Annotated in this window: 19 protein-coding genes; 14 read left to right on the top strand and 5 right to left on the bottom strand. The window is 65.7% G+C overall.

The window, feature by feature from the left end:
- Positions 1-24: 24 nt before the first annotated feature.
- The gene (locus ACSHT2_RS05325; protein WP_440640678.1) at positions 25-1182 is read right to left on the bottom strand and encodes an MFS transporter; all 1158 of its coding nucleotides are present in this window, start codon (positions 1180-1182) and stop codon (positions 25-27) included.
- Positions 1183-1354: 172 nt separating this feature from the next.
- On the opposite strand from ACSHT2_RS05325, the gene ACSHT2_RS05320 reads away from it, so the two are divergent.
- On the top strand, positions 1355-2614 hold the full coding sequence (locus ACSHT2_RS05320) for an adenylate/guanylate cyclase domain-containing protein (protein WP_440640677.1): 1260 nt from the start codon (positions 1355-1357) through the stop codon (positions 2612-2614).
- 16 nt (positions 2615-2630) lie between these two features.
- Here ACSHT2_RS05320 and ACSHT2_RS05315 read toward each other — a convergent pair whose 3' ends face one another.
- Positions 2631-3875, bottom strand: coding sequence for an MFS transporter (locus ACSHT2_RS05315; RefSeq protein WP_440640676.1), 1245 nt, complete (start codon positions 3873-3875; stop codon positions 2631-2633).
- A gap of 169 nt (positions 3876-4044) precedes the next feature.
- Between ACSHT2_RS05315 and ACSHT2_RS05310 the strand changes: the two genes are divergently transcribed.
- Entirely contained in the window at positions 4045-5394 is a 1350-nt protein-coding gene (locus ACSHT2_RS05310; protein WP_440640675.1) for an Nramp family divalent metal transporter, read from the top strand.
- Between the two features lie 79 nt (positions 5395-5473).
- Here the strand turns inward: ACSHT2_RS05310 and ACSHT2_RS05305 are convergent, their stop codons facing one another.
- From ACSHT2_RS05305 to hemB, 3 genes are all read right to left on the bottom strand, one after another.
- A complete protein-coding gene (locus ACSHT2_RS05305; protein WP_440640674.1) occupies positions 5474-6250 on the bottom strand; it encodes an arginyltransferase in 777 nt (258 codons plus the stop codon).
- 119 nt (positions 6251-6369) lie between these two features.
- Positions 6370-6912, bottom strand: a complete 543-nt coding sequence (locus tag ACSHT2_RS05300) for an RDD family protein (RefSeq protein ID WP_440640673.1) — start codon at positions 6910-6912, stop codon at positions 6370-6372.
- Between the two features lie 209 nt (positions 6913-7121).
- Entirely contained in the window at positions 7122-8183 is a 1062-nt protein-coding gene (gene hemB, locus ACSHT2_RS05295; protein ID WP_440640672.1) for a porphobilinogen synthase, read from the bottom strand.
- Between the two features lie 122 nt (positions 8184-8305).
- On the opposite strand from hemB, the gene ACSHT2_RS05290 reads away from it, so the two are divergent.
- The 12 genes from ACSHT2_RS05290 (at position 8306) to ACSHT2_RS05235 (ending at position 19096) form a co-directional block, all read left to right on the top strand.
- Complete coding sequence (locus tag ACSHT2_RS05290) at positions 8306-8809, top strand: DUF6163 family protein (protein WP_440640671.1); 504 nt, start codon at positions 8306-8308, stop codon at positions 8807-8809.
- 505 nt (positions 8810-9314) lie between these two features.
- Positions 9315-9833: a transcriptional regulator LdtR gene (gene ldtR, locus ACSHT2_RS05285; protein ID WP_271498844.1), complete on the top strand. Its 519-nt coding sequence runs from the start codon at positions 9315-9317 to the stop codon at positions 9831-9833.
- 200 nt (positions 9834-10033) lie between these two features.
- Positions 10034-10270 carry a hypothetical protein gene (locus tag ACSHT2_RS05280; protein WP_440640670.1) on the top strand — a complete coding sequence of 79 codons (237 nt, stop codon included), beginning with the start codon at positions 10034-10036 and terminating at the stop codon, positions 10268-10270.
- Between the two features lie 37 nt (positions 10271-10307).
- Positions 10308-10529, top strand: a complete 222-nt coding sequence (locus ACSHT2_RS05275) for a hypothetical protein (RefSeq protein WP_014494771.1) — start codon at positions 10308-10310, stop codon at positions 10527-10529.
- Between the two features lie 265 nt (positions 10530-10794).
- Positions 10795-12093, top strand: a complete 1299-nt coding sequence (glyA, locus tag ACSHT2_RS05270; protein ID WP_440640669.1) for a serine hydroxymethyltransferase — start codon at positions 10795-10797, stop codon at positions 12091-12093.
- Between the two features lie 15 nt (positions 12094-12108).
- A complete protein-coding gene (nrdR, locus tag ACSHT2_RS05265; protein WP_011087793.1) occupies positions 12109-12591 on the top strand; it encodes a transcriptional regulator NrdR in 483 nt (160 codons plus the stop codon).
- On the top strand, positions 12588-13736 hold the full coding sequence (ribD, locus tag ACSHT2_RS05260) for a bifunctional diaminohydroxyphosphoribosylaminopyrimidine deaminase/5-amino-6-(5-phosphoribosylamino)uracil reductase RibD (RefSeq protein ID WP_440640668.1): 1149 nt from the start codon (positions 12588-12590) through the stop codon (positions 13734-13736). The genes nrdR and ribD overlap by 4 nt, the downstream gene beginning before the upstream one ends.
- A complete protein-coding gene (locus ACSHT2_RS05255) occupies positions 13736-14359 on the top strand; it encodes a riboflavin synthase (RefSeq protein ID WP_440640667.1) in 624 nt (207 codons plus the stop codon). Before ribD ends, ACSHT2_RS05255 begins: the two co-directional genes overlap by 1 nt.
- 111 nt (positions 14360-14470) lie before the next feature.
- On the top strand, positions 14471-14962 hold the full coding sequence (ribH, locus tag ACSHT2_RS05250; RefSeq protein WP_061021904.1) for a 6,7-dimethyl-8-ribityllumazine synthase: 492 nt from the start codon (positions 14471-14473) through the stop codon (positions 14960-14962).
- A gap of 4 nt (positions 14963-14966) precedes the next feature.
- Positions 14967-15464 carry a transcription antitermination factor NusB gene (gene nusB, locus ACSHT2_RS05245; protein ID WP_100232645.1) on the top strand — a complete coding sequence of 166 codons (498 nt, stop codon included), beginning with the start codon at positions 14967-14969 and terminating at the stop codon, positions 15462-15464.
- A gap of 175 nt (positions 15465-15639) precedes the next feature.
- Entirely contained in the window at positions 15640-16638 is a 999-nt protein-coding gene (gene thiL, locus ACSHT2_RS05240; RefSeq protein ID WP_440640666.1) for a thiamine-phosphate kinase, read from the top strand.
- Between the two features lie 337 nt (positions 16639-16975).
- On the top strand, positions 16976-19096 hold the full coding sequence (locus ACSHT2_RS05235) for a sodium-translocating pyrophosphatase (protein ID WP_440640665.1): 2121 nt from the start codon (positions 16976-16978) through the stop codon (positions 19094-19096).
- The last annotated feature ends 130 nt before the right edge of the window (positions 19097-19226 follow it).

Here is a 19226-nt window from a genome sequence, read left to right as displayed (position 1 = left end):
TTGTGCGCGAAAGCGGCTGCGCCGTCAATCGGGCCGCCGCTCGGGGCGGATCAGGAACAGCGCCGCAAGCGCCGAGAGGCTGAGCGCAGACGAGACGATCAGTACCTTGGCGCCCATGAGGTCGATCAGCAGGCCGAAGGCGAGCGGCGCCACCGCCTGCGCCATCCTTGCCGGGGCGCCGATGATGCCGAGACGGTAGCCGAAATCCTTCGGGCCGAAGATCGACAGCGGCAGCGTGCCGCGCGCGATCGTCAAAATGCCGTTGCCGGAGCCGTGGAACAGCGCGAATGCGCTCGCGGCCGCGCCGCCGAAGATCGCAACGATCACGGCTCCGACGGGGTGGGTGAGGCAGGCGAGCCGTGTCGACCACAGCGGATGGAAGCGGCTGAGGAAGCCGGCTTCGAGCATGCGCGCCCCGACTTGCGCCGGGCCGATCAGCGCACCGGCCGCGATGGCTTCGGCAGGCGTGGCCCCCGTCGCCTCCAGGATGCGCGGGAAATGCGCGGCCATCGCGCCGGTGACGGTCCAGACCGCCGCGAAGATGAAGCCCAGCAGGATCATGGTGCGGTCGAGCGGCAAATGCGGCTTCTCGGCCGTGGCCGCGGCCTGCTTCGCGCCCTTGATCGCCGGCAGCATGAACAAATTGAGCGGCAGTCCGATCAGGATGTTGGCGGCGGCCCACGCAAAACAGGTGTCGCGCCAGCCGATATGGGCGATGCCCCAGGCCGTGAGCGGCCAGCCGACGGTGGAGGCGAAGCCTGCCATCAGCGTGATGCCGGTGATGGGCCGGCGTGCCTCGGTGCCGTAGATGCGACCGAGCGCTGCGAATGCGGCGTCGTAGAGCCCCATCGCCATGCCGATGCCGAGCACGAGCCAGGCGATCGCCATCACCGCGATCGATTGCGAGAACCCAAGGAGCACGAGGCCGGCGGCGATGATCAGGTTCGAGGCCGACAGCACCTGACGGCCGCCGACGAGATCGATCTGCCGTCCGATGCGCGGGCCGAGCATGGCCGAGATCACCAGCGCGGCCGAAAACGCGCCGAAGATCCAGTTGGAGGAGACGCCGAGGTCGTGCGCCATGGGATCGGCGAGCAGCGCCGGCACATAATAGCTCGAGGCCCAGGCCAGGGTCTGCGTGGTACCGAGCGCCAGGATGATCGGGAGCTGGCGCCGGGTCATCCGCGCGGGCTTCCGATTTGGGCCGACGAAGTCATCATCGCCGATATTTGCCGTTCGCGTGGCGAGGGCGTCAACCGGCGCCGCGACATATTCGACCTGCAGGGGACGGGAGCCTGGTGCACACGCCGGGCCTGCGCCTTTCGCTCGTCACGAATGCACGCCATAATGGCGCATGCAATTGACCTCGCGCCTTGCGCTGATGAACTGGCTGACCGGCCAGGGGCTCACGGGCCTGCCAGAGAACGAGCTGCTCCGCGGCTTCTGCGAGCGCTGCTGCGCCGAGGGGCTGGAACTGTCGCGCGGGCTCGTCGTCATCGACACGCTGCATCCGATCTATGAGGGCAGGGGCTTCCGCTGGAGCGACCGGCCCAGCAACGAGAGCGATGCGTTCGAATACGGCTCGACCGCCGACGGCGACGCGGCAAAGAGCTGGCGCCGCTCGGTGTTCTTCCACATGCTCGAGAATGGCCACGACGAGATGGTGATCGATCTCGCGGAGGCCCCGTCGATGGATTTCTCTCAAATCGGCGAGCTCGCCGAAAAGGGCCACAAGCACTATCTCGCCTTCGTGCATCGGTTCGGCGAGAATGGCGCGCTCGGCCTGATGGATTGCCTCTATTCCTGCTGGACCACCCGCCGCGAGAGCGGTTTCTCCGGACTGGAGCTGGAGGCGCTGCGCGATCTGGTGCCGGTGCTGGGTCTGGCGATCAAGTCGGCACAGCAGGTCGACATCGTGCGCACGCTCGGCCGGGTCTATCTCGGCCGCGATGCCTCCGAACAGGTTTTGCGCGGGCGCATCTCCCGCGGCGTCACCGAGCGCATCAACGCGGTGCTGTGGTATTCGGACCTGCGTGGCTCGACCGGGATCAGCGAGAGCATCGGCCCCGACGAGATCATTCCCTTCCTCAACGACTATGCGCAGACGGTGATCGACGCGATCCACCACGCCGGCGGCGACGTGCTGAAACTGATCGGCGACGGCGTGCTGGCGATGTTCTGGGGCGAGGATATGGCGGATGCGCGGCGGGCCGCGCTCCGGGCCGAGCACCTGTTCCGCAAGAATGTCGCCGCGCTGAACAAGCGTCGTGTGGCGGAGGGCCGTCCGACCACGTCGGCTTATGTCGGCCTGCATGTCGGCGAGGTCTTTTACGGCAATATCGGCAGCGAGGACCGGCTCGATTTCACTGTGGTCGGCCCGACCGTCAACGAGGTCAGCCGCATCGCCTCGATGAGCCGCTCGGTCGACCGCGAGCTGCTGGCCTCATCCGAGTTTTATAGTGGCCTCGATGCCGCCGGCCGCCGCTATCTCGTCTCCACTGGCCGCTACGCGCTACGCGGCATCGGCCGCGCGCAGGATCTCTATACGCTCGATCCGGAGGTCGACGCGAACGAGCCGGTGACGGGGAGCTACGAACGCTACCTGGCGAATTGAACCCGCAACGACGTGGCTAGCATTGCGCCGCAGCTTCGTCCCCCACCATGTCCGGCTGCCGGTCCAGCGCGACCGCCGGTGACAGCAGGATCACGAGCGCCTGCAGGCCGAAGACGGCGGCGGCGAGATAGAGGCACGCTTCCGCGCTCCAGAGGCCGCCGACGATCGCGCCCAGCGCCGAGCCGAGCGGACGGGCGCCATAGCTCATGATGTTGATGGCGGAGACGCGTCCCAGGAGGCGCGGCGGCGTCACCGACTGGCGCAGCGTCGTGGTCGAGATCACCCACAGGATCGGACCGACGCCGAGCAGGAAGAAGCTCAAGGCCGCGAGCCACGGCGAGGGCAGCAGCACCGTCAGCGCCATCACCAATGCGGCGACGAAGCCGGTGACGGGGCCGAGTCCGACGACGGTGCCGAAGGCAATGCGCTTCATCACGCGCGTGGCGAGGAGCGCACCGATCACCATGCCGACACCGTACATCGTCAGCACCGCGCCGACACCGGCCGCCGTCAAGCCGAGATGGCGCACGGCGTAGGGCACGAACACGGCGATCTGCAGAAACCAGCCGGTGTTGAAAATGAACTGGGTGATGAACACCGGCCGCAGCAGCGGATGGTGAAACACGAAGGCCGCGCCTTCGCGGATCTCCTGGAACGGATGACGTCGCGGCGCCGGCCCGCGCGCGGGCTCGTAAATGCCGGAGAGCAGCACGACGGCGATGGCCGAGAGTGCCGCGGCAAAGCCGAAGGCCGGGCTGGCGCCCCACCATCCCACCAGCGCGCCGCCAAGCGCAGGGCCGCTGGCGAAGGCGATGGTGCGCGCGAGCTCGATCCGTGCATTCGCCGCCGGCAACAGCTCCGAGCTCACCAGCGAGGGCACCAGCGCCGGCGCGGCGACGCTGTAGACGACGGTGCCGCACACGGCAGCGAAGCCGAGCAGCGCCAGCAGCGGCAAGTCGAGGGCCCCCAGCGCGAGCAGGAGCACGATGGCGGCGAGCGCGGCGGCCCGCAACGCCTCGGCGCCCGCCATCAGCCTGCGGCGGGAGATGCGGTCCGCGAGGACGCCGGCGGGAATGGCGAACAGGACGAAGGGCAAGGTGAGCGCAGTCTGGAGCAGGCCGGTCTGACCTTCGGCAACCCCCAGCGTCAACACCGCGACGATGGGCGCAGCGGCGAGCGCAATCTGCTCGGCCGATTGCGCCGCGAGGTTCGACCAGGCGAGGCGATTGAAGGTGTCAGGGAGGCGGGGGGGCGTTGACATGGCTCATATCCTGCAAAGGCGAATTTCGCCAATGTTCGCCCCCGACGACCACCAGACCCACCCGCTTCCCGACAAGAGGCAAAATCCCCCGCGGTCCGCGCCGGAACGGTGCCGCTAGATGCAGTTGCAAATGAGTTGCAATAAGAACAAAGTTGGTTATTCTGCCGGTATGGATGCCCGATCACCCGACCTGACTCCCGACGCCACCGCCTGGCGTGCCGACGCGCCCACTACCAAGAGCCTCGCCGAGGTTAATTCCACAGTCGCGATCCCGCGGGGCCACTGGTCCCGGCGGCTGCTGGCCTTCGTCGGTCCGGGCTACCTCGTCTCGGTCGGCTACATGGACCCCGGCAATTGGGCGACCGATCTCGCCGGCGGGTCGAAGTTCGGCTACACGCTGCTGTCCGTCATCCTGCTCTCGAACCTGATGGCGATCCTGCTGCAGTCGCTAGCCGCCCGGCTCGGCATTGTCACCGACCGCGACCTCGCGCAGGCCTGCCGCGCCACCTATTCACCGGCGGTGAACTTCCTGCTCTGGCTCGCCTGCGAGGCGGCGATCATCGCCTGCGATCTCGCCGAGGTGATCGGGACCGCGATCGCGCTGAAACTCCTGTTCGGCATTCCACTGATCGGCGGCGCATTGCTCGCCGCGCTCGACGCCTTCCTGCTGCTGCTCCTGATGAACCGCGGGTTCCGTTTCCTGGAAGCCTTCGTCATCGCGCTGCTGGCGGTGATCGCCGTCTGCTTCGCGATCCAGATCGTGGCTGCGGCCCCCCCGGTGGCGGAGGTCCTGCACGGCTTCCTGCCGAAGACCGAGATCTTCACCAATCCGGAGATGCTCTACATCGCGATCGGCATCATCGGCGCGACCGTGATGCCGCATAATCTCTATCTGCACTCCTCGATCGTGCAGACGCGCGCCTACGAGCGCAACGAGACGGGCCGGCGCGAGGCGATCAAATGGGCGACGACGGACTCCACCATCGCCCTGATGCTGGCGCTGTTCATCAACGCCGCCATCCTCGTCGTCGCTGCCGCGACCTTCCACAAGAGCGGCCATTCCGATGTCGCCGAGATCGGTCAGGCCTTCGAGCTGCTGTCGCCGCTGCTCGGCCTCGGCATCGCCTCGACGCTGTTCGCGGTGGCGCTGCTTGCCTCCGGCCTCAACTCGACGGTGACGGCGACGCTCGCCGGCCAGATCGTGATGGAAGGCTTCCTCGACCTGCGCCTGCCGAACTGGGCGCGCCGCCTGCTGACGCGCGGCATCGCCATCATTCCCGTGATCATCGTCACGGCGATCTATGGCGAGCGCGGCACGGCGGATTTGCTGGTGTTCAGCCAGGTCGTGCTGTCGATGCAGCTGCCTTTCGCCGTCATCCCTTTGGTGCGCTTCGTCTCCGACCGCCGCAAGATGGGGCAGTTCGCGATACCCATGTCTGTCGCCGCGATCGCGTGGATCGTCGCGGGCGTCATCGTCGTTTTGAATCTGAAGCTGCTCGCCGATACGCTGTTCGGGTGAGTGGGGTGAGTGGCGAATAGCGAGTAGCGAATGGAGCGTGCTTCTCCTATTCGCTATTCGCCACTCACCATTCGCTCCTTCAATCCTGCGGCTCGGACGCCACGTCGCCCTGCGCGTCGATGCGCAGCCAGCCTGAGGGTGCAAGGCGCTGCTGCGGCAGGAAGCGGGCCTTGTAGTCCATCTTCTTGGAGCCTTCGATCCAGTAGCCGAGATAGACGTAAGGCAGGCCTTGCCGGCGGGCGCGCGCGATGTGGTCGAGGATCATGAAGGTGCCCATCGAGCGGCCGACCTGGTTTGGCTCGAAGAACGAATAGACCATCGACAGACCATCGCTGAGCACGTCGGTCAGGGCGACCGCGATCAGTTCCTCGCCGCGGCCGGTGATGCCGCTGTCGGGGCCGCGCTTGCGGTACTCGATGATGCGGGTCTCGACGTGGCTGTCCTCGACCATCATGGCGTAGTCGAGCACGGTCATGTCGGCCATGCCACCGTGGCGGTGGCGGGCGTCGAGATAGGCGCGGAACACCGAATATTGCTCGGAGGTGGGCACCGCGCTGCGCTGCTCGCCGATGATGTCGGCGTTGCGCACCATCACCTTCCGGAAGCTGCGGGAGGGCCGAAACTCGTTGGCGATCACCCGGACCGAGACGCAGGCGCGGCACTGGTCGCAGGCCGGCCGGTAGGCGATGGACTGGCTGCGGCGGAAGCCGCCATGGGTCAGGAGGTCGTTGAGGTCGCCGGCGCGGTCGCCGACGAGGTGCGTGAACACCTTTCGCTCATGCCGGCCGGGCAAATAGGGGCATGGCGAGGGCGCCGTGAGGTAGAATTGGGGGGTGTCGCGCGAGTGCTGGGTCAAGGGACGTCGTGGGCCTCCGAACTGAGCATCAGCATCGCGCTACGGAAGCCCCTGGTCAATCGGTCTGCTCGGCGGGTCGGATCACTCAGCTTAGTCGGTCCTGATTGATAGGTTCTTGATCAGTACGGCCTTGCCGCCTGAGGCACGGGGGCGCGCACGGAATTGTTGATCACGACCGTGCCCAGCACGAAATCGTGCAGCAGGCGACGGCGGCCGTTGAACAAGCCGACCAGCACCACCAGGGGCGACAGGAACGAGACCGTCACCCAGAACAGCACGGCATGGGTGGCGCCGAGCACGAAGTAGCCGGGCGCGCCGTACCAGGTGCGCAATTCCAGGTCCATGACCCGCATGCCGATCGTCGCGGACGACGGACCGCCGATGCAGGCGCCGTAATAGACGATGGCCCAGATGACGGAGGCCGGCCAGGCGATCCAGAACAGGGCCCAGCCGATGCCGAGGGTGACCACGCCGAACAATGCGATGAAGACGTAGCCGAGGATCACGGGCACCGAGATCACGACCATGTCGATCAGGAACGCGAACACTCGCCGCGTCGCCACGCCGCGGAACAGTTCCGGGTGCAGGTAGGGATCGTAAGCGTGCGGTTGCACCCCGCCGTCATTGCGCCAGACGCCTGAACTGCCCGTATCATACGACATTGGTCCGTCCTCTCGAGAGGAAGCCGATGAAAACCCTCGATGCACGACATGGGAGCAGGCCATCCCGCTGCCAAGGGCGCGCGGGCAATAACAAGCCGAAATATTCCGGCGATTCGGGGGCGGGGCCTTGGTGGTCGAAGAGACGCGCGGGCGCGACATCCCAATGTCGTCCTCGCAAACGCGGGACGACAGTGGAGATGCAGTGGGGGCTACCCCTGCGTCCGCAGCTTCTCCGCTGCCTTCGGCGCGAAATAGCTCAGCACGCCGTCGGCGCCGGCGCGCTTGAAGGCGAGCAGGCTCTCCATCATGGCCCGTTCGCCGTCGAGCCAGCCGTTGTTCGCGGCGGCCACGATCATCGCGTATTCGCCGGAGACCTGGTAGGCGAAGGTCGGCATCGCAAATGTATCCTTCACGCGGCGGACCACGTCGAGATAGGGCATGCCGGGCTTCACCATCACCATGTCGGCGCCTTCGGCGATATCGAGTTCGACCTCGCGCAGCGCCTCGTCGGTGTTGGCGCTGTCCATCTGATAGGTGCGCTTGTCGCCGGTCAGCGCCTTGGCCGAGCCGATGGCGTCGCGGAACGGGCCGTAGAAGGCGGAGGCATATTTGGCTGCATAGGCCATGATCTGCACATCGAGCAGACCTGAGCGATCCAGCCCCTCGCGGATCGCGGCGACGCGACCGTCCATCATGTCGGAGGGGGCGATGATGTCGCAGCCGGCCTCGGCCTGCACCAGCGCCTGGCGCACCAGCACGGCCACCGTCTCGTCGTTGAGGATCCTGCCGTCGGAAATCAGGCCGTCATGGCCGTGGCTTGTGAAGGGATCGAGCGCGACGTCGCAGAGGATGCCGATCTCCGGAAACTCCTTCTTGATGGCGCGCACCGCCTGGCAGACCAGGTTGTCCGGGTTGGTGGCTTCCGAGCCTTCCTCGTCGCGCAAGGACGGGTCGGTGTAGGGAAACAGCGCGATGCAGGGGATGGTCAGCTTCATCGCGCGCTCGGCCTCGCGCACGGCCTGGTCGACGCTGAGGCGGTCGACACCCGGCATCGAGGCGACCTGCTCGCGCCTGTTGTGGCCGTCGATCAGGAACAGCGGCCAGATCAGATCGTCGGTGGTGAGGACGTTCTCGCGCACCATGCGCCGGGCCCACTCGGCCTTGCGGTTACGGCGCGGACGGACGGTCAGATCGAGGGCATGGGGCACTGCCGTGCTATCCCGGCGCGAAACCTCGCGCAATTCGATCGGACGTCCGTATTTGATCGCCATCACTCTTCCTCCGGCTGGAATTATTCTTATACCAGCTCGCATGGTTCCCGTCACCGCGGCTTGACCTGCCGCAAGGGATGGCAGCCGATTGATTTTGCGGGGCGAAGCAGCCAGAAGGGGCTATGTCCGAAATTTCCACCCGCGATGCGGCCCGCGACGGCCCCAATGCCAGGGACGCCGCCCGAGACAATGCCAGAGAGAGCGCATTGTCGGTGGCGGCGATTTCGTCGGAGCGCGCCCAGTCCGATGACAATGTCTGGACGCGGCGGCTGGTGCTGTTCCTGCGGGTGATGGCGCTGCTCTCGATCCTGAAAGGCCTCTATCACTGGGCGCAGGTGACGGGTTTCGTCGGTGGCGAGGACGAGGCGTTCGAGAACCAGTCGATGGCCTGGCAGGCCGCGACCGTCTACTTCGCCGTGATCGAGCTCGTGGCCGCCGTCGGCCTCTGGCTCGCGACGCCCTGGGGCGCGGTGGTGTGGCTCACGACCGTGGTGTCGATGGCCGTGATCGAGCTGATGTTCCCCGGCATCTACGGCGGCAGCCTCGTCGTGGTCGGCGTCGAGGTCTTCATGCTCGCCGCCTATCTCGCGCTCGCCTGGATGGCCGCGCGCGAACGGCCGCCGTAGCAGCGTTTCTCGACGCGCGAACATTCGTGCCCCGGACGCAGCGCAGCACGTAAATGATGCGCTGCTGAGCCGGGGCCCATTTCGCCGCGATCTCAGTTTGCGACATCTGGATCCCGGCTCTGCGCTCCGCTTCGCGGCGCTTGTCCGGGACATGAGAGTGTTGCTCTTGGTTGACCGTTGGTTGCGTAAAATTCGACGTAAGTTTTCGCTAACCAGCCTCTTCCGCCACAGCTGTTACGCGCTCGTTTCGAAACGGGGCGGGGCTGTTCTGGAATGCGACAACAGGGGCGGACGGAGGGTGAACAGGACCTTGCGAGGGTCAACAGACGGTTGCGAAAAGCCCTTGTGGCACAGGCTTAATCCGCAATTCACTGTCTTAAATTCATGATCTCTTTATTCTCTTATTTAAGCCGATCTTCAAACGCGCCCCTTAAGTTGCACCTATCAGGCGGGACACAAGTTTCGTCGAATAAGTGTCGATAAAAACGACAACAGGGGAAGTGTCATGATGAAAGCCGTCGCAACTGCGGCAGATACCGCAGAGCGCGTCTCCGGCCAGCAGGGTTCGGTGCAGTCGCTCTATCTGGAAGCTTTGACTCTGGTGGAGCGGCTGCATCGCCGGCTCCTCGACGTGATCAAGGATGAATTCGATCGCCGCGGCCGTGCGGACATCAACTCGGTCCAGGCGCTCTTGCTCTACAACATCGGCGACAAGGAGCTGACCGCGGGCGAGCTGCGCACGCGCGGTTACTATCTCGGCTCCAACGTCTCCTACAATCTGAAGAAGCTCGTCGAGCTCGGCTTTCTCGATCATCAGCGCTCGCGCGTTGATCGCCGCTCGGTGCGCATCCGCCTGACCCCGCAGGGCCAGGAAGTCCGCCGCATCGTCGATACGCTCTACCAGAAGCACGTCAAGACGGTGGAGCAGGTCGGCGGCATCTCCGGCGACGAGTTCGCGACCCTCAACAAGTCGCTGCACCGCCTCGAGCGGTTCTGGACCGACCAGATCCTCTATCGCCTCTGAGTTTTCTAAAGGGATCTAGGCCAAGCCGGCCCGCAACAAGACCGGCAGCCCTCCCGAACGTGCCTGACCTCCCCAAGCGCGCCGGCCCGGATTTTCCGGACCGGTGCGTTTTGTGTTCTCGCACCTGCGAAAAAATGTGCCGGCCGTGAGGAACCAGTTCCGGGCCGGGCGCTTATCTCTTTCGGATCGGAGAGATGTCGATGCTGGTCGAGCGCGGGCTTCGGGCGATGAACGTGGAACTCGTCAGCGAGGCCTATGGCATCGCCGCGAATTACCTTCGCCGCTCCGGCGCAATCCCTGACTCGCTGGTCACCGACGAGCGCCTGCTCGGGATCATCGTCAAGCTGATCCAGCACGGCGAATTCAACAGGATCAGGCTGGCCAACAAGGCGATCGCCCGGTTTGAGGGCCAGTCCGAGGCCCGAGCGGTTGCCTGATCAGAACTCACAAAATATCCGAAAACCAGAGGGTGCAATGGAAGCTGCCATCGACCGCATCATGCAGACCTATGACCTGCTCGCCAACCGCACCGCCGCGGCCAGCGAGGAGGCCCGGGCCAAGGTCACGAACTACCTCAATACGTTGATGGAAGCCGGCGAGAAGGACCCTCACAGGTTGACGGTTTGCGGCCTGACCTATCTGCGCCAGCTCGACGGCAGCGTCGATCCGGTAAAGGCGGGGTATACGGGGCTGTGAGACGGCACCGGGTCGGGCCGGTGGCTCTTGGCGCGAGATGAGGCCCACAGCGGCCGTCAAGAAATTGCAGAGGAGTGGTTCCATAGAACCGCTCCCGCGCCGAAAACCTCCAATCCCCACCACATCTTGCATAAATATCAGGCCCGACCCGCAACTACTTGGCCGGGGGCGGGCGATGTGGTAGATCGCGCTCGCCGCTTCCGATCGCCACACCAGACCCGTCCGTAGCCCGCCAAGAGGCTGCGGCGGTGGAGATATTCGCAAGATGAACGCACCCAGAACCGCCTCCGCGCCCGATTCGTTCTTCACCGCCTCGCTCGAGCAGGCCGATCCGGAAATCGCCGCCGCCATCAAGGGTGAGCTCGGCCGGCAGCGCCATGAGGTCGAGCTGATCGCCTCCGAGAACATCGTCAGCCGGGCCGTGCTGGAAGCGCAGGGTTCGGTCATGACCAACAAATATGCGGAAGGCTATCCGGGCGCGCGCTATTACGGCGGTTGTGAGTGGGTCGACGTCGCCGAGAACCTCGCGATCGATCGCGCCAAGAAGCTGTTCGGCGCCAACTTCGCCAATGTGCAGCCGAACTCCGGCAGCCAGATGAACCAGGCGGTGTTCCTGGCGCTGCTCCAGCCCGGCGACACCTTCATGGGCCTCGATCTCTCCGCCGGCGGCCATCTCACCCATGGCTCGCCCGTCAATATGAGCGGCAAGTGGTTCAAGGCCGCGCACTACACCGTGCGCCGCGAGGACCATGTCATCGACATGGATGCGGTGGCCCAGCAGGCCGAGCAGGTCAAGCCGAAGCTGATCATCGCCGGCGGCTCTGCCTATTCGCGCGCATGGGACTTCAAGCGTTTCCGCGAGATTGCGGACAGCGTCGGGGCGTACCTCCTGGTCGACATGGCGCATTTCGCCGGGCTCGTCGCCGGCGGCGTGCATGCTTCGCCGGTGCCGTATGCGCACGTCACCACGACGACGACGCACAAGTCGCTGCGCGGTCCGCGCGGCGGCCTCATGCTGTGGAATGACGAGACGCTGACCAAGAAGTTCAACTCGGCGATCTTCCCGGGGTTGCAGGGCGGCCCGCTGATGCACGTCATTGCGGCGAAGGCGGTCGCCTTCGGCGAGGCGCTGCGTCCGGATTTCAAGGTCTATGCCAGGAACGTCGTCGAGAACGCCAAGGCGCTGGCCGAAGCGATGAAGAGCCACGGCTTCGACATCGTCTCCGGCGGCACCGACAACCATCTGATGCTGGTCGACCTCCGGCCGAAGGGCCTGAAGGGCAACGCCTCGGAGAAGGCGCTGGTTCGCGCCGCCATCACCTGCAACAAGAACGGCATTCCGTTCGACCCGGAGTCGCCCTTCGTCACCTCCGGGATTCGTCTGGGCACGCCGGCGGCGACCACGCGCGGCTTCGGCGTGGCCGAATTCCAGCAGGTCGCCGGCATGATCGCCGAGGTCCTCAACGCGATCGCGCAATCCTCCGACGGCAAGGCGCCGCTGGTGGAAGCTGCGATCAAGGAACGGGTCAAGGCGCTCACCGACCGGTTCCCGATCTACCAGTAAGGCTAGGCCAAGCGGATGCGCTGCCCGAACTGCAACAGTCTGGATACGCAGGTAAAGGACTCGCGTCCGACCGAGGACTCGTCCGTGATCCGCAGGCGGCGCGTGTGCGTCGCCTGCAATTTCCGCTTCACCACCTTCGAGCGCGTGCAGCTGCGCGAGCTCACGGTGATCAAGCGCAACGGCCGCCGCGTGCCGTTCGACCGCGACAAGCTGATGCGCTCGGTACAGATCTCGTTGCGCAAGCGGCAGGTCGAGCCCGAGCGGGTCGAAAAGATGGTCTCTACCATCGTGCGCGAGCTCGAGACTGGTGGCGAGGCCGAGATCTCATCGGAGGTGATCGGCGAGACCGTGATGGAGCATCTGCGCACGCTGGACGACGTGGCCTACGTGCGCTTTGCCTCCGTCTACCGCAATTTCCGCGAAGCCAAGGATTTCGCCGACGTGCTCGGCGAGCTCTCCGGTGAGGAGGAAGCGCGGCTCGCCGCGATCCGCAAATGATCTTCCGCATCCTGGAAGACCAATTCGCGCAGAAGGCCCGCGAGGCCAGGGACGCCGATCGCCGTTTCATGGAGCTGGCGCTCTTGCTGGGGAAGCGCGGGCAGGGACGGACCTGGCCCAATCCGGCCGTGGGCGCCGTCATCGTCAAGGACGGCGTCATTGTCGGCCGCGGCTGGACGCAGCCTGGAGGACGACCGCATGGTGAGCCTGAGGCGCTGCGGCGCGCGGGCGAGGCGGCGCGTGGCGCCACGCTCTATGTCACCTTGGAGCCATGCTCGCATTTCGGCAAGTCGCCGCCTTGCGCCGATGCGGTGATCGCTGCGGGCATCAAGCGGGTGGTGGCGGCGATCGAGGATCCCAATCCTGAGGTCGCAGGGCAGGGGCATGCGCGTCTGCGCGCTGCCGGCATCAATGTGGATGTCGGTGTTTGCGCGGCGGAGGCTGCCTTCGACCATGCCGGCCATTTCCGCCGCATCAGCGATCACCGCCCGCATGTGATCCTCAAGCTCGCGGTTTCGCCCGACGGCAAGATCGGCGCGGCCGGCGGCAAGCCGTTCGCGATCACGGGTGAAGCCGCGCGCGACCGCGTGCATCTCCTCCGCGCACACAGCGATGCGATCCTGGTCGGCATCGGAACGGTGCTGGCGGACGATCCGCTTCTGACCTGCCGCCTGCCGGGCATGATGGCGCGCTCGCCGGTGCGCGTGGTGCTCGACCAGAGCCTGCGCATTCCCGCATCGAGCCAGCTCGTGCGATCCGCGCGCGAGACGCCGCTCTGGGTGGTGGGTTCCGAGCTCGCCGAGGCTGCTGCCGCCATGCGGCTTGGCGCGGCCGGTGCGCAGATCATTCGCATCTCGCCGGGGGGCGCGTCCGGGCTCGATCTTCCGGCCGTGCTGCACGCGCTGGCCGGGAAAGGGATCACGCGGCTGATGGTCGAGGGCGGCAGCCGCGTTGCCGCGTCCTTCGTCGCGGCCGATCTCGTCGACGAGATATGGTTGTTCCGCGGCGCGGAAGCGGTGGGCTCCGGCGGTGTCGATGCGCTCGATGCATTGCCCCTGTCGCAAATCACGCAGTCGCCGACCTACAAGGTTCATGCTAGCGAGACCTTCGGCAAGGATACTCTCACCATCTACGAGCGCGCGTAATGTTCACCGGCATTGTCACCGATATCGGCGAGATCGTCAGCTTCACGCCCACGGCGCAGGGGCAGCTGCACCGCCTGCGCATCGCCTGCCGCTACGATCAGAGCACGATTGCCGACGGCGCCTCAATCGCCTGCAACGGCGTCTGCCTGACGGTGGTCGGCTCGGGCGTCGAAGGCGGCAAGGGTTCTGCTCAAAGGACCTGGTTCGACGTCGATACCGCCGCCGAGACGCTGGCGCTGACGACGGCCAAGCACTGGAGGGTGGGGACGAAGCTCAATCTCGAGCGCGCGCTGAAGATCGGCGATGAGCTTGGCGGGCATATCGTCGCCGGCCATGCCGACGGCATCGCGACGCTGCTCAGCCGCGAGGATCTGCCCGACATGGCGCGGTTCGAGCTCTCCACCACGCGGGAGCTGGCGCGGTTCATCGCCACCAAGGGCTCGATCACGCTCGACGGCGTGTCGCTCACGGTCAATACGGTCAAGGACGTGAGTTTTTCGGTGCTGATCATCCCGCACACGCTGACGGTCACGACGATCGGCGACTGGAAGGCGGGGGACGAGGTCAATATCGAGGTCGACCTGATGGCCCGCTACGCGGCGCGGCTGACGGAGATGAAGTGACGGTGACCAAAGATCGTCATGCGCGGGCTTGACCCGCGCATCCATCCTCTTAAGAGGGGCTAGCCCGATGGATTGCCGGGGCAAGCCCGGCAATGACAGAATAGGTTGACCATGGCAGACGCGCGGCGCGCACCCCTGAAGGACCAGACCGACATTTCCGGCGCGCGCGCGCTGATTGTCGAGGCGCGGTTCTATGACGATCTCCAGGACGCGCTTCTGGATGGCGCGGTGGCCGAGCTGAAGGCGGCCGGCCTGACCCATGACGTCATCACGGTTCCCGGTGCGCTGGAAATCCCGGCGGCAGTCGCGATCGCGGTCGATGCCGCGGCGGCGAACGGCAAGCCCTATGATGCGGTGATCGCGCTCGGCTGCGTGATCCGCGGCGATACCATTCATTTCGAGATCGTGTCGCAGGAATCCTCGCGCGCGCTGATGGATCTCGCGGTGGCGCGAAAGCTGCCGCTCGGCAACGGCATCCTCACCGTCAACACCGAGGCGCAGGCCTGGGCGCGGGCGCGCGCCAGCGAGCTCGACAAGGGCGGCGATGCCGCGCGCGCCGCGCTGGCGATGCTGCGCATCAAACGCCGCCTGGCGCAGGCCTGAAGCCATGGCCGACAACAGCAAGAAGCCGGCAGGCACTCCGGAGAAGAAGGCGAACCGGCGCGGCGCGGCGCGGCTCGCAGCCGTGCAGGCGCTGTACCAGATGGATATCGCCGGTGCCGGCATCAACGACATCTTTGCCGAGTTCGAGAGTCATTGGCTCGGCAACGAGGTCGAGGGCGACACTTACCTGCCGGCCGAGGCGGCGTTCTTCCGCGACGTGGTCTCGGGTGTGGTGCGGGACCAGAAGAAGCTCGATCCGCTGATCGACGAGGCGCTGTCGAAGGGCTGGCCCTTGAAGCGGATCGAGGCCATCCTGCGCGCGGTGCTGCGAGCGGGGGCCTATGAGCTCCAGCATCGCAAGGACGTGCCGGGCAGGGTGGTGGTTTCGGAATATGTCGACGTCGCCAATGCCTTCGTCGACCGCGAGGAGACCGGCATGGTCAACGCAGTGCTCGACCAGATCGGCCGGCAGTTTCGCGGTGACGAGTTCGGGCGGGGGTAATTTCCCGCGGGTGCGGTGAATTGATGCGAGACGGCTGCCCCATATTCCGCTGTCATCACCCGCGAAGGCGGGTGATCCAGTATGCCGCGGCCTATCGATTCTACGCGACCGTCTCTGGAATACTGGATCGCCCGGTCAAGCCGGGCGATGACACCTGTTTCTGGGGTCGTTGTCGATGACAAACCCGCAAAATCCTTCCGGCGAAGACTCCCTCATCGCGCGCTATTTCAAGCCGCTGGCGACCGACCCCGGCGCGTTCGGCCTGGTCGATGATGCCGCGGTCCTGTCCTCATCCGGCGAGGACATCGTCGTCACCACCGATGCCGTCGTCGAGGGCGTGCATTATCTTGCGGACGATCCGCCCGAGACCATCGCGCGCAAGGCGCTGCGGGTGAACCTGTCCGATCTCGCCGCCAAGGGCGCGCTGCCAGCCGGCTTCGTGCTGACGCTCGCGCTGCGCGGTCAAGAGGATGCCTGGCTGCGTCCCTTTGCGGACGCGCTGGGAGAGGACGCAAAGCATTACGCTTGTCCTCTGCTCGGCGGCGACACGGTGTCGACGCCGGGCCCGCAGATGATCTCGATCACGGCCTTCGGCCGTGTGCCGCGGGGGCGGATGATCGGCCGTACCGGCGCAAGGCCGGGCGACCGCATCCTGGTGACGGGCACGATCGGCGATGCCGCGCTCGGCCTCGATGTGCTCAAAGGCGGCGCCGCCGCCGGGGCCCTGATATCCGATCCTGCCGCACGGGATTTTCTGGTCTCACGCTATCGGGTGCCGCAGCCGCGCAACGTGCTGGGGCGGGCGGTGCGCGATCATGCGACCGCAGCAATGGACGTTTCCGACGGCCTCGCTGGCGATCTGGCCAAGCTCTGTGCAGCGTCCGGGGTCTCGGCTTCGGTCGACGTGGCAAGCGTGCCGCTCTCGGCCGCGGCGGCCGGCCTGCTCGCAAACAACGTCGTTTGCGTCGAGACGCTGCTTGCGGGGGGCGATGACTACGAGGTGCTGTGCACCGTTCCGCCGGCGCAAAGCGACGCGCTGATGGCCGCCGGGCGGGCCGAGGGCGTTGCGGTGACCACGATCGGCACGATCGTGGAGGGGCAGGAGCGGCCGCGCTTCCTGGATGGGCAGGGCCAGGAACTGCTCTTGACGCGGCTCTCCTACAGCCACTTCTGAAGCGCGATGCGATCAGGATGAATCGCCATCGCGCTTGAGGTCACTGTTCGAGCATGATCTTTTCGGAAAGCCGCTGCGCACTTTTCCGGATCAGCTGTGAGAATTGCTCCAAACCGGCATCTTAGTTCTCAGCACTTGGTCCTAAATACCTGCCGAGATCGGCGGTTTCGGCCTTATCCGGCGTTGCACCCTCTATTTGATTTTGGCAAGCTTGCGACCGACTGAGGCCGCCCCTTTTTGGGCAAGGGGGCGGCCTTGTTCGAAATCAAGGCGCCGCACCGCACGACGGACAACAAAAGGCGCCGGGGGTACATCAAGGATCTGAGGCAAAAATCACATGACAGCATTATGGTTGATAGTGCTCTGCGGAGTGCTTTCCGTCGTCTACGCGATTTGGGCGACGTCTTCGGTGTTGAGCGCGGATGCGGGGTCGCCGCGCATGCAGGAGATCGCAGGAGCCGTGCGCGAAGGCGCACAGGCGTATCTGCGGCGCCAATACACCACGATCGGTCTCGTCGGCATCGTCATCTTCGTGCTGCTTGTATATTTCCTCGGGCTCTATGTCGCGATCGGTTTTGCCATCGGCGCGATCCTGTCCGGCGCTGCCGGCTTCATCGGCATGAACGTCTCGGTCCGCGCCAATGTGCGTACCGCCCAGGCCGCGACGACGTCGCTTGCCGGCGGGCTCGAACTCGCCTTCAAGGCGGGAGCGATCACCGGTATGCTGGTGGCGGGTCTCGCGCTGCTGGGGGTGACCCTCTATTTCGGCTTTTTGGTCCACTCGCTGAAGCTCGCGCCCGATAGTCGCGTGGTGATCGATGCCCTGGTGGCGCTCGGCTTCGGCGCCTCGCTGATCTCGATCTTCGCCCGTCTCGGCGGCGGCATCTTCACCAAGGGTGCGGACGTCGGCGGCGACCTCGTCGGCAAGGTCGAGGCCGGCATTCCCGAGGACGACCCGCGCAACCCGGCGACCATCGCCGACAACGTCGGTGACAATGTCGGCGACTGCGCCGGCATGGCCGCCGACCTGTTCGAGACCTATGCGGTGACCGCGGTCGCCACCATGGTCCTGGCGGCCATCTTCTTCGCCAAGACGACAATCCTCGCCAACATGATGACGCTGCCGCTCGCGATCGGCGGCATCTGCATCATCACCTCGATCATCGGCACCTTCTTCGTCAAGCTCGGGCCGAGCCAGTCGATCATGGGCGCACTCTACAAGGGCCTGATCGCGACCGGCATCCTGTCCCTGATCGGCATCGCGCTGGTGATCTACTACCTGATCGGCTTCGGCAAGCTCGAGGGCGTCGATTACACCGGCATGGCGCTGTTCGAATGCGGCGTGGTCGGCCTCGTCGTCACCGCGCTGATCATCTGGATCACCGAATACTACACGGGCACCGACTACCGTCCGGTGAAGTCAATCGCCCAGGCCTCGGTGACCGGTCACGGCACCAACGTGATCCAGGGCCTTGCGATCTCGATGGAAGCGACCGCGCTGCCCGCGATCGTGATCATCGCCGGCATCCTGGTCACCCACAGCCTCGCCGGCCTGTTCGGCATCGCGATCGCGACCGCCACCATGCTGGCGCTGGCCGGCATGATCGTCGCGCTCGACGCCTTCGGCCCCGTCACCGACAACGCCGGCGGCATCGCCGAGATGGCGGGCCTGCCGAAGGAGGTGCGCAAATCGACCGATGCGCTCGACGCGGTCGGCAACACCACCAAGGCGGTGACCAAGGGCTACGCGATCGGTTCCGCCGGTCTCGGCGCCCTGGTGCTGTTCGCGGCCTACAACCAGGACCTCAAGTTCTTCGTTGCCGGCTCCGCGCAGCATCCCTACTTCGCCGGCGTCAATCCGGACTTCTCGCTCAACAACCCCTATGTGGTGGTTGGCCTGCTGTTCGGCGGCCTCTTGCCGTACCTCTTCGGCGCGATGGGCATGACGGCCGTGGGCCGTGCGGCAAGTGCGATCGTCGAGGAGGTTCGACGCCAGTTCCGCGAGAAGCCGGGCATCATGCAGGGCACCGACAAGCCTGACTACGGCAAGGCGGTCGACTTGCTGACGAAGGCAGCGATCAAGGAGATGATCATCCCCTCGCTGCTGCCCGTGCTGTCACCGATCTTCGTCTACTTCGTGATCTATGCGATCGCGGGCGGCGGCGCGGCCGGCAAGTCGGCGGCGTTCTCGGCCGTGGGCGCAATGCTGCTCGGCGTGATCGTGACGGGCCTGTTCGTCGCGATCTCGATGACCTCGGGCGGCGGCGCCTGGGACAACGCCAAGAAGTACATCGAGGACGGTCATTTCGGCGGCAAGGGCAGTGATGCCCACAAGGCCGCCGTGACCGGCGACACCGTCGGAGATCCCTACAAGGACACGGCGGGCCCCGCGGTGAATCCGATGATCAAGATCACCAACATCGTGGCCCTGCTGCTGCTGGCGATTTTGGCGCACTGAGCGGCGTCACGAGTTTGCAAGACGAGCCCCGCGGCGCGAGCCGCGGGGTTTTTGTTTTCACGATATCGTGCCTTCGCGGCTGCTTTGTCGCAGCGGAACTGTGACGTCAATTACAAAGTGTCTTCCCTCC

This window comes from Bradyrhizobium sp. PUT101 (genome assembly GCF_052043945.1).
In the GTDB taxonomy this organism is placed as follows: Bacteria; Pseudomonadota; Alphaproteobacteria; order Rhizobiales; family Xanthobacteraceae; genus Bradyrhizobium.
Note: the sequence above shows the minus strand (reverse complement) of the source record. Positions and strands in the feature narration are given on the sequence as shown.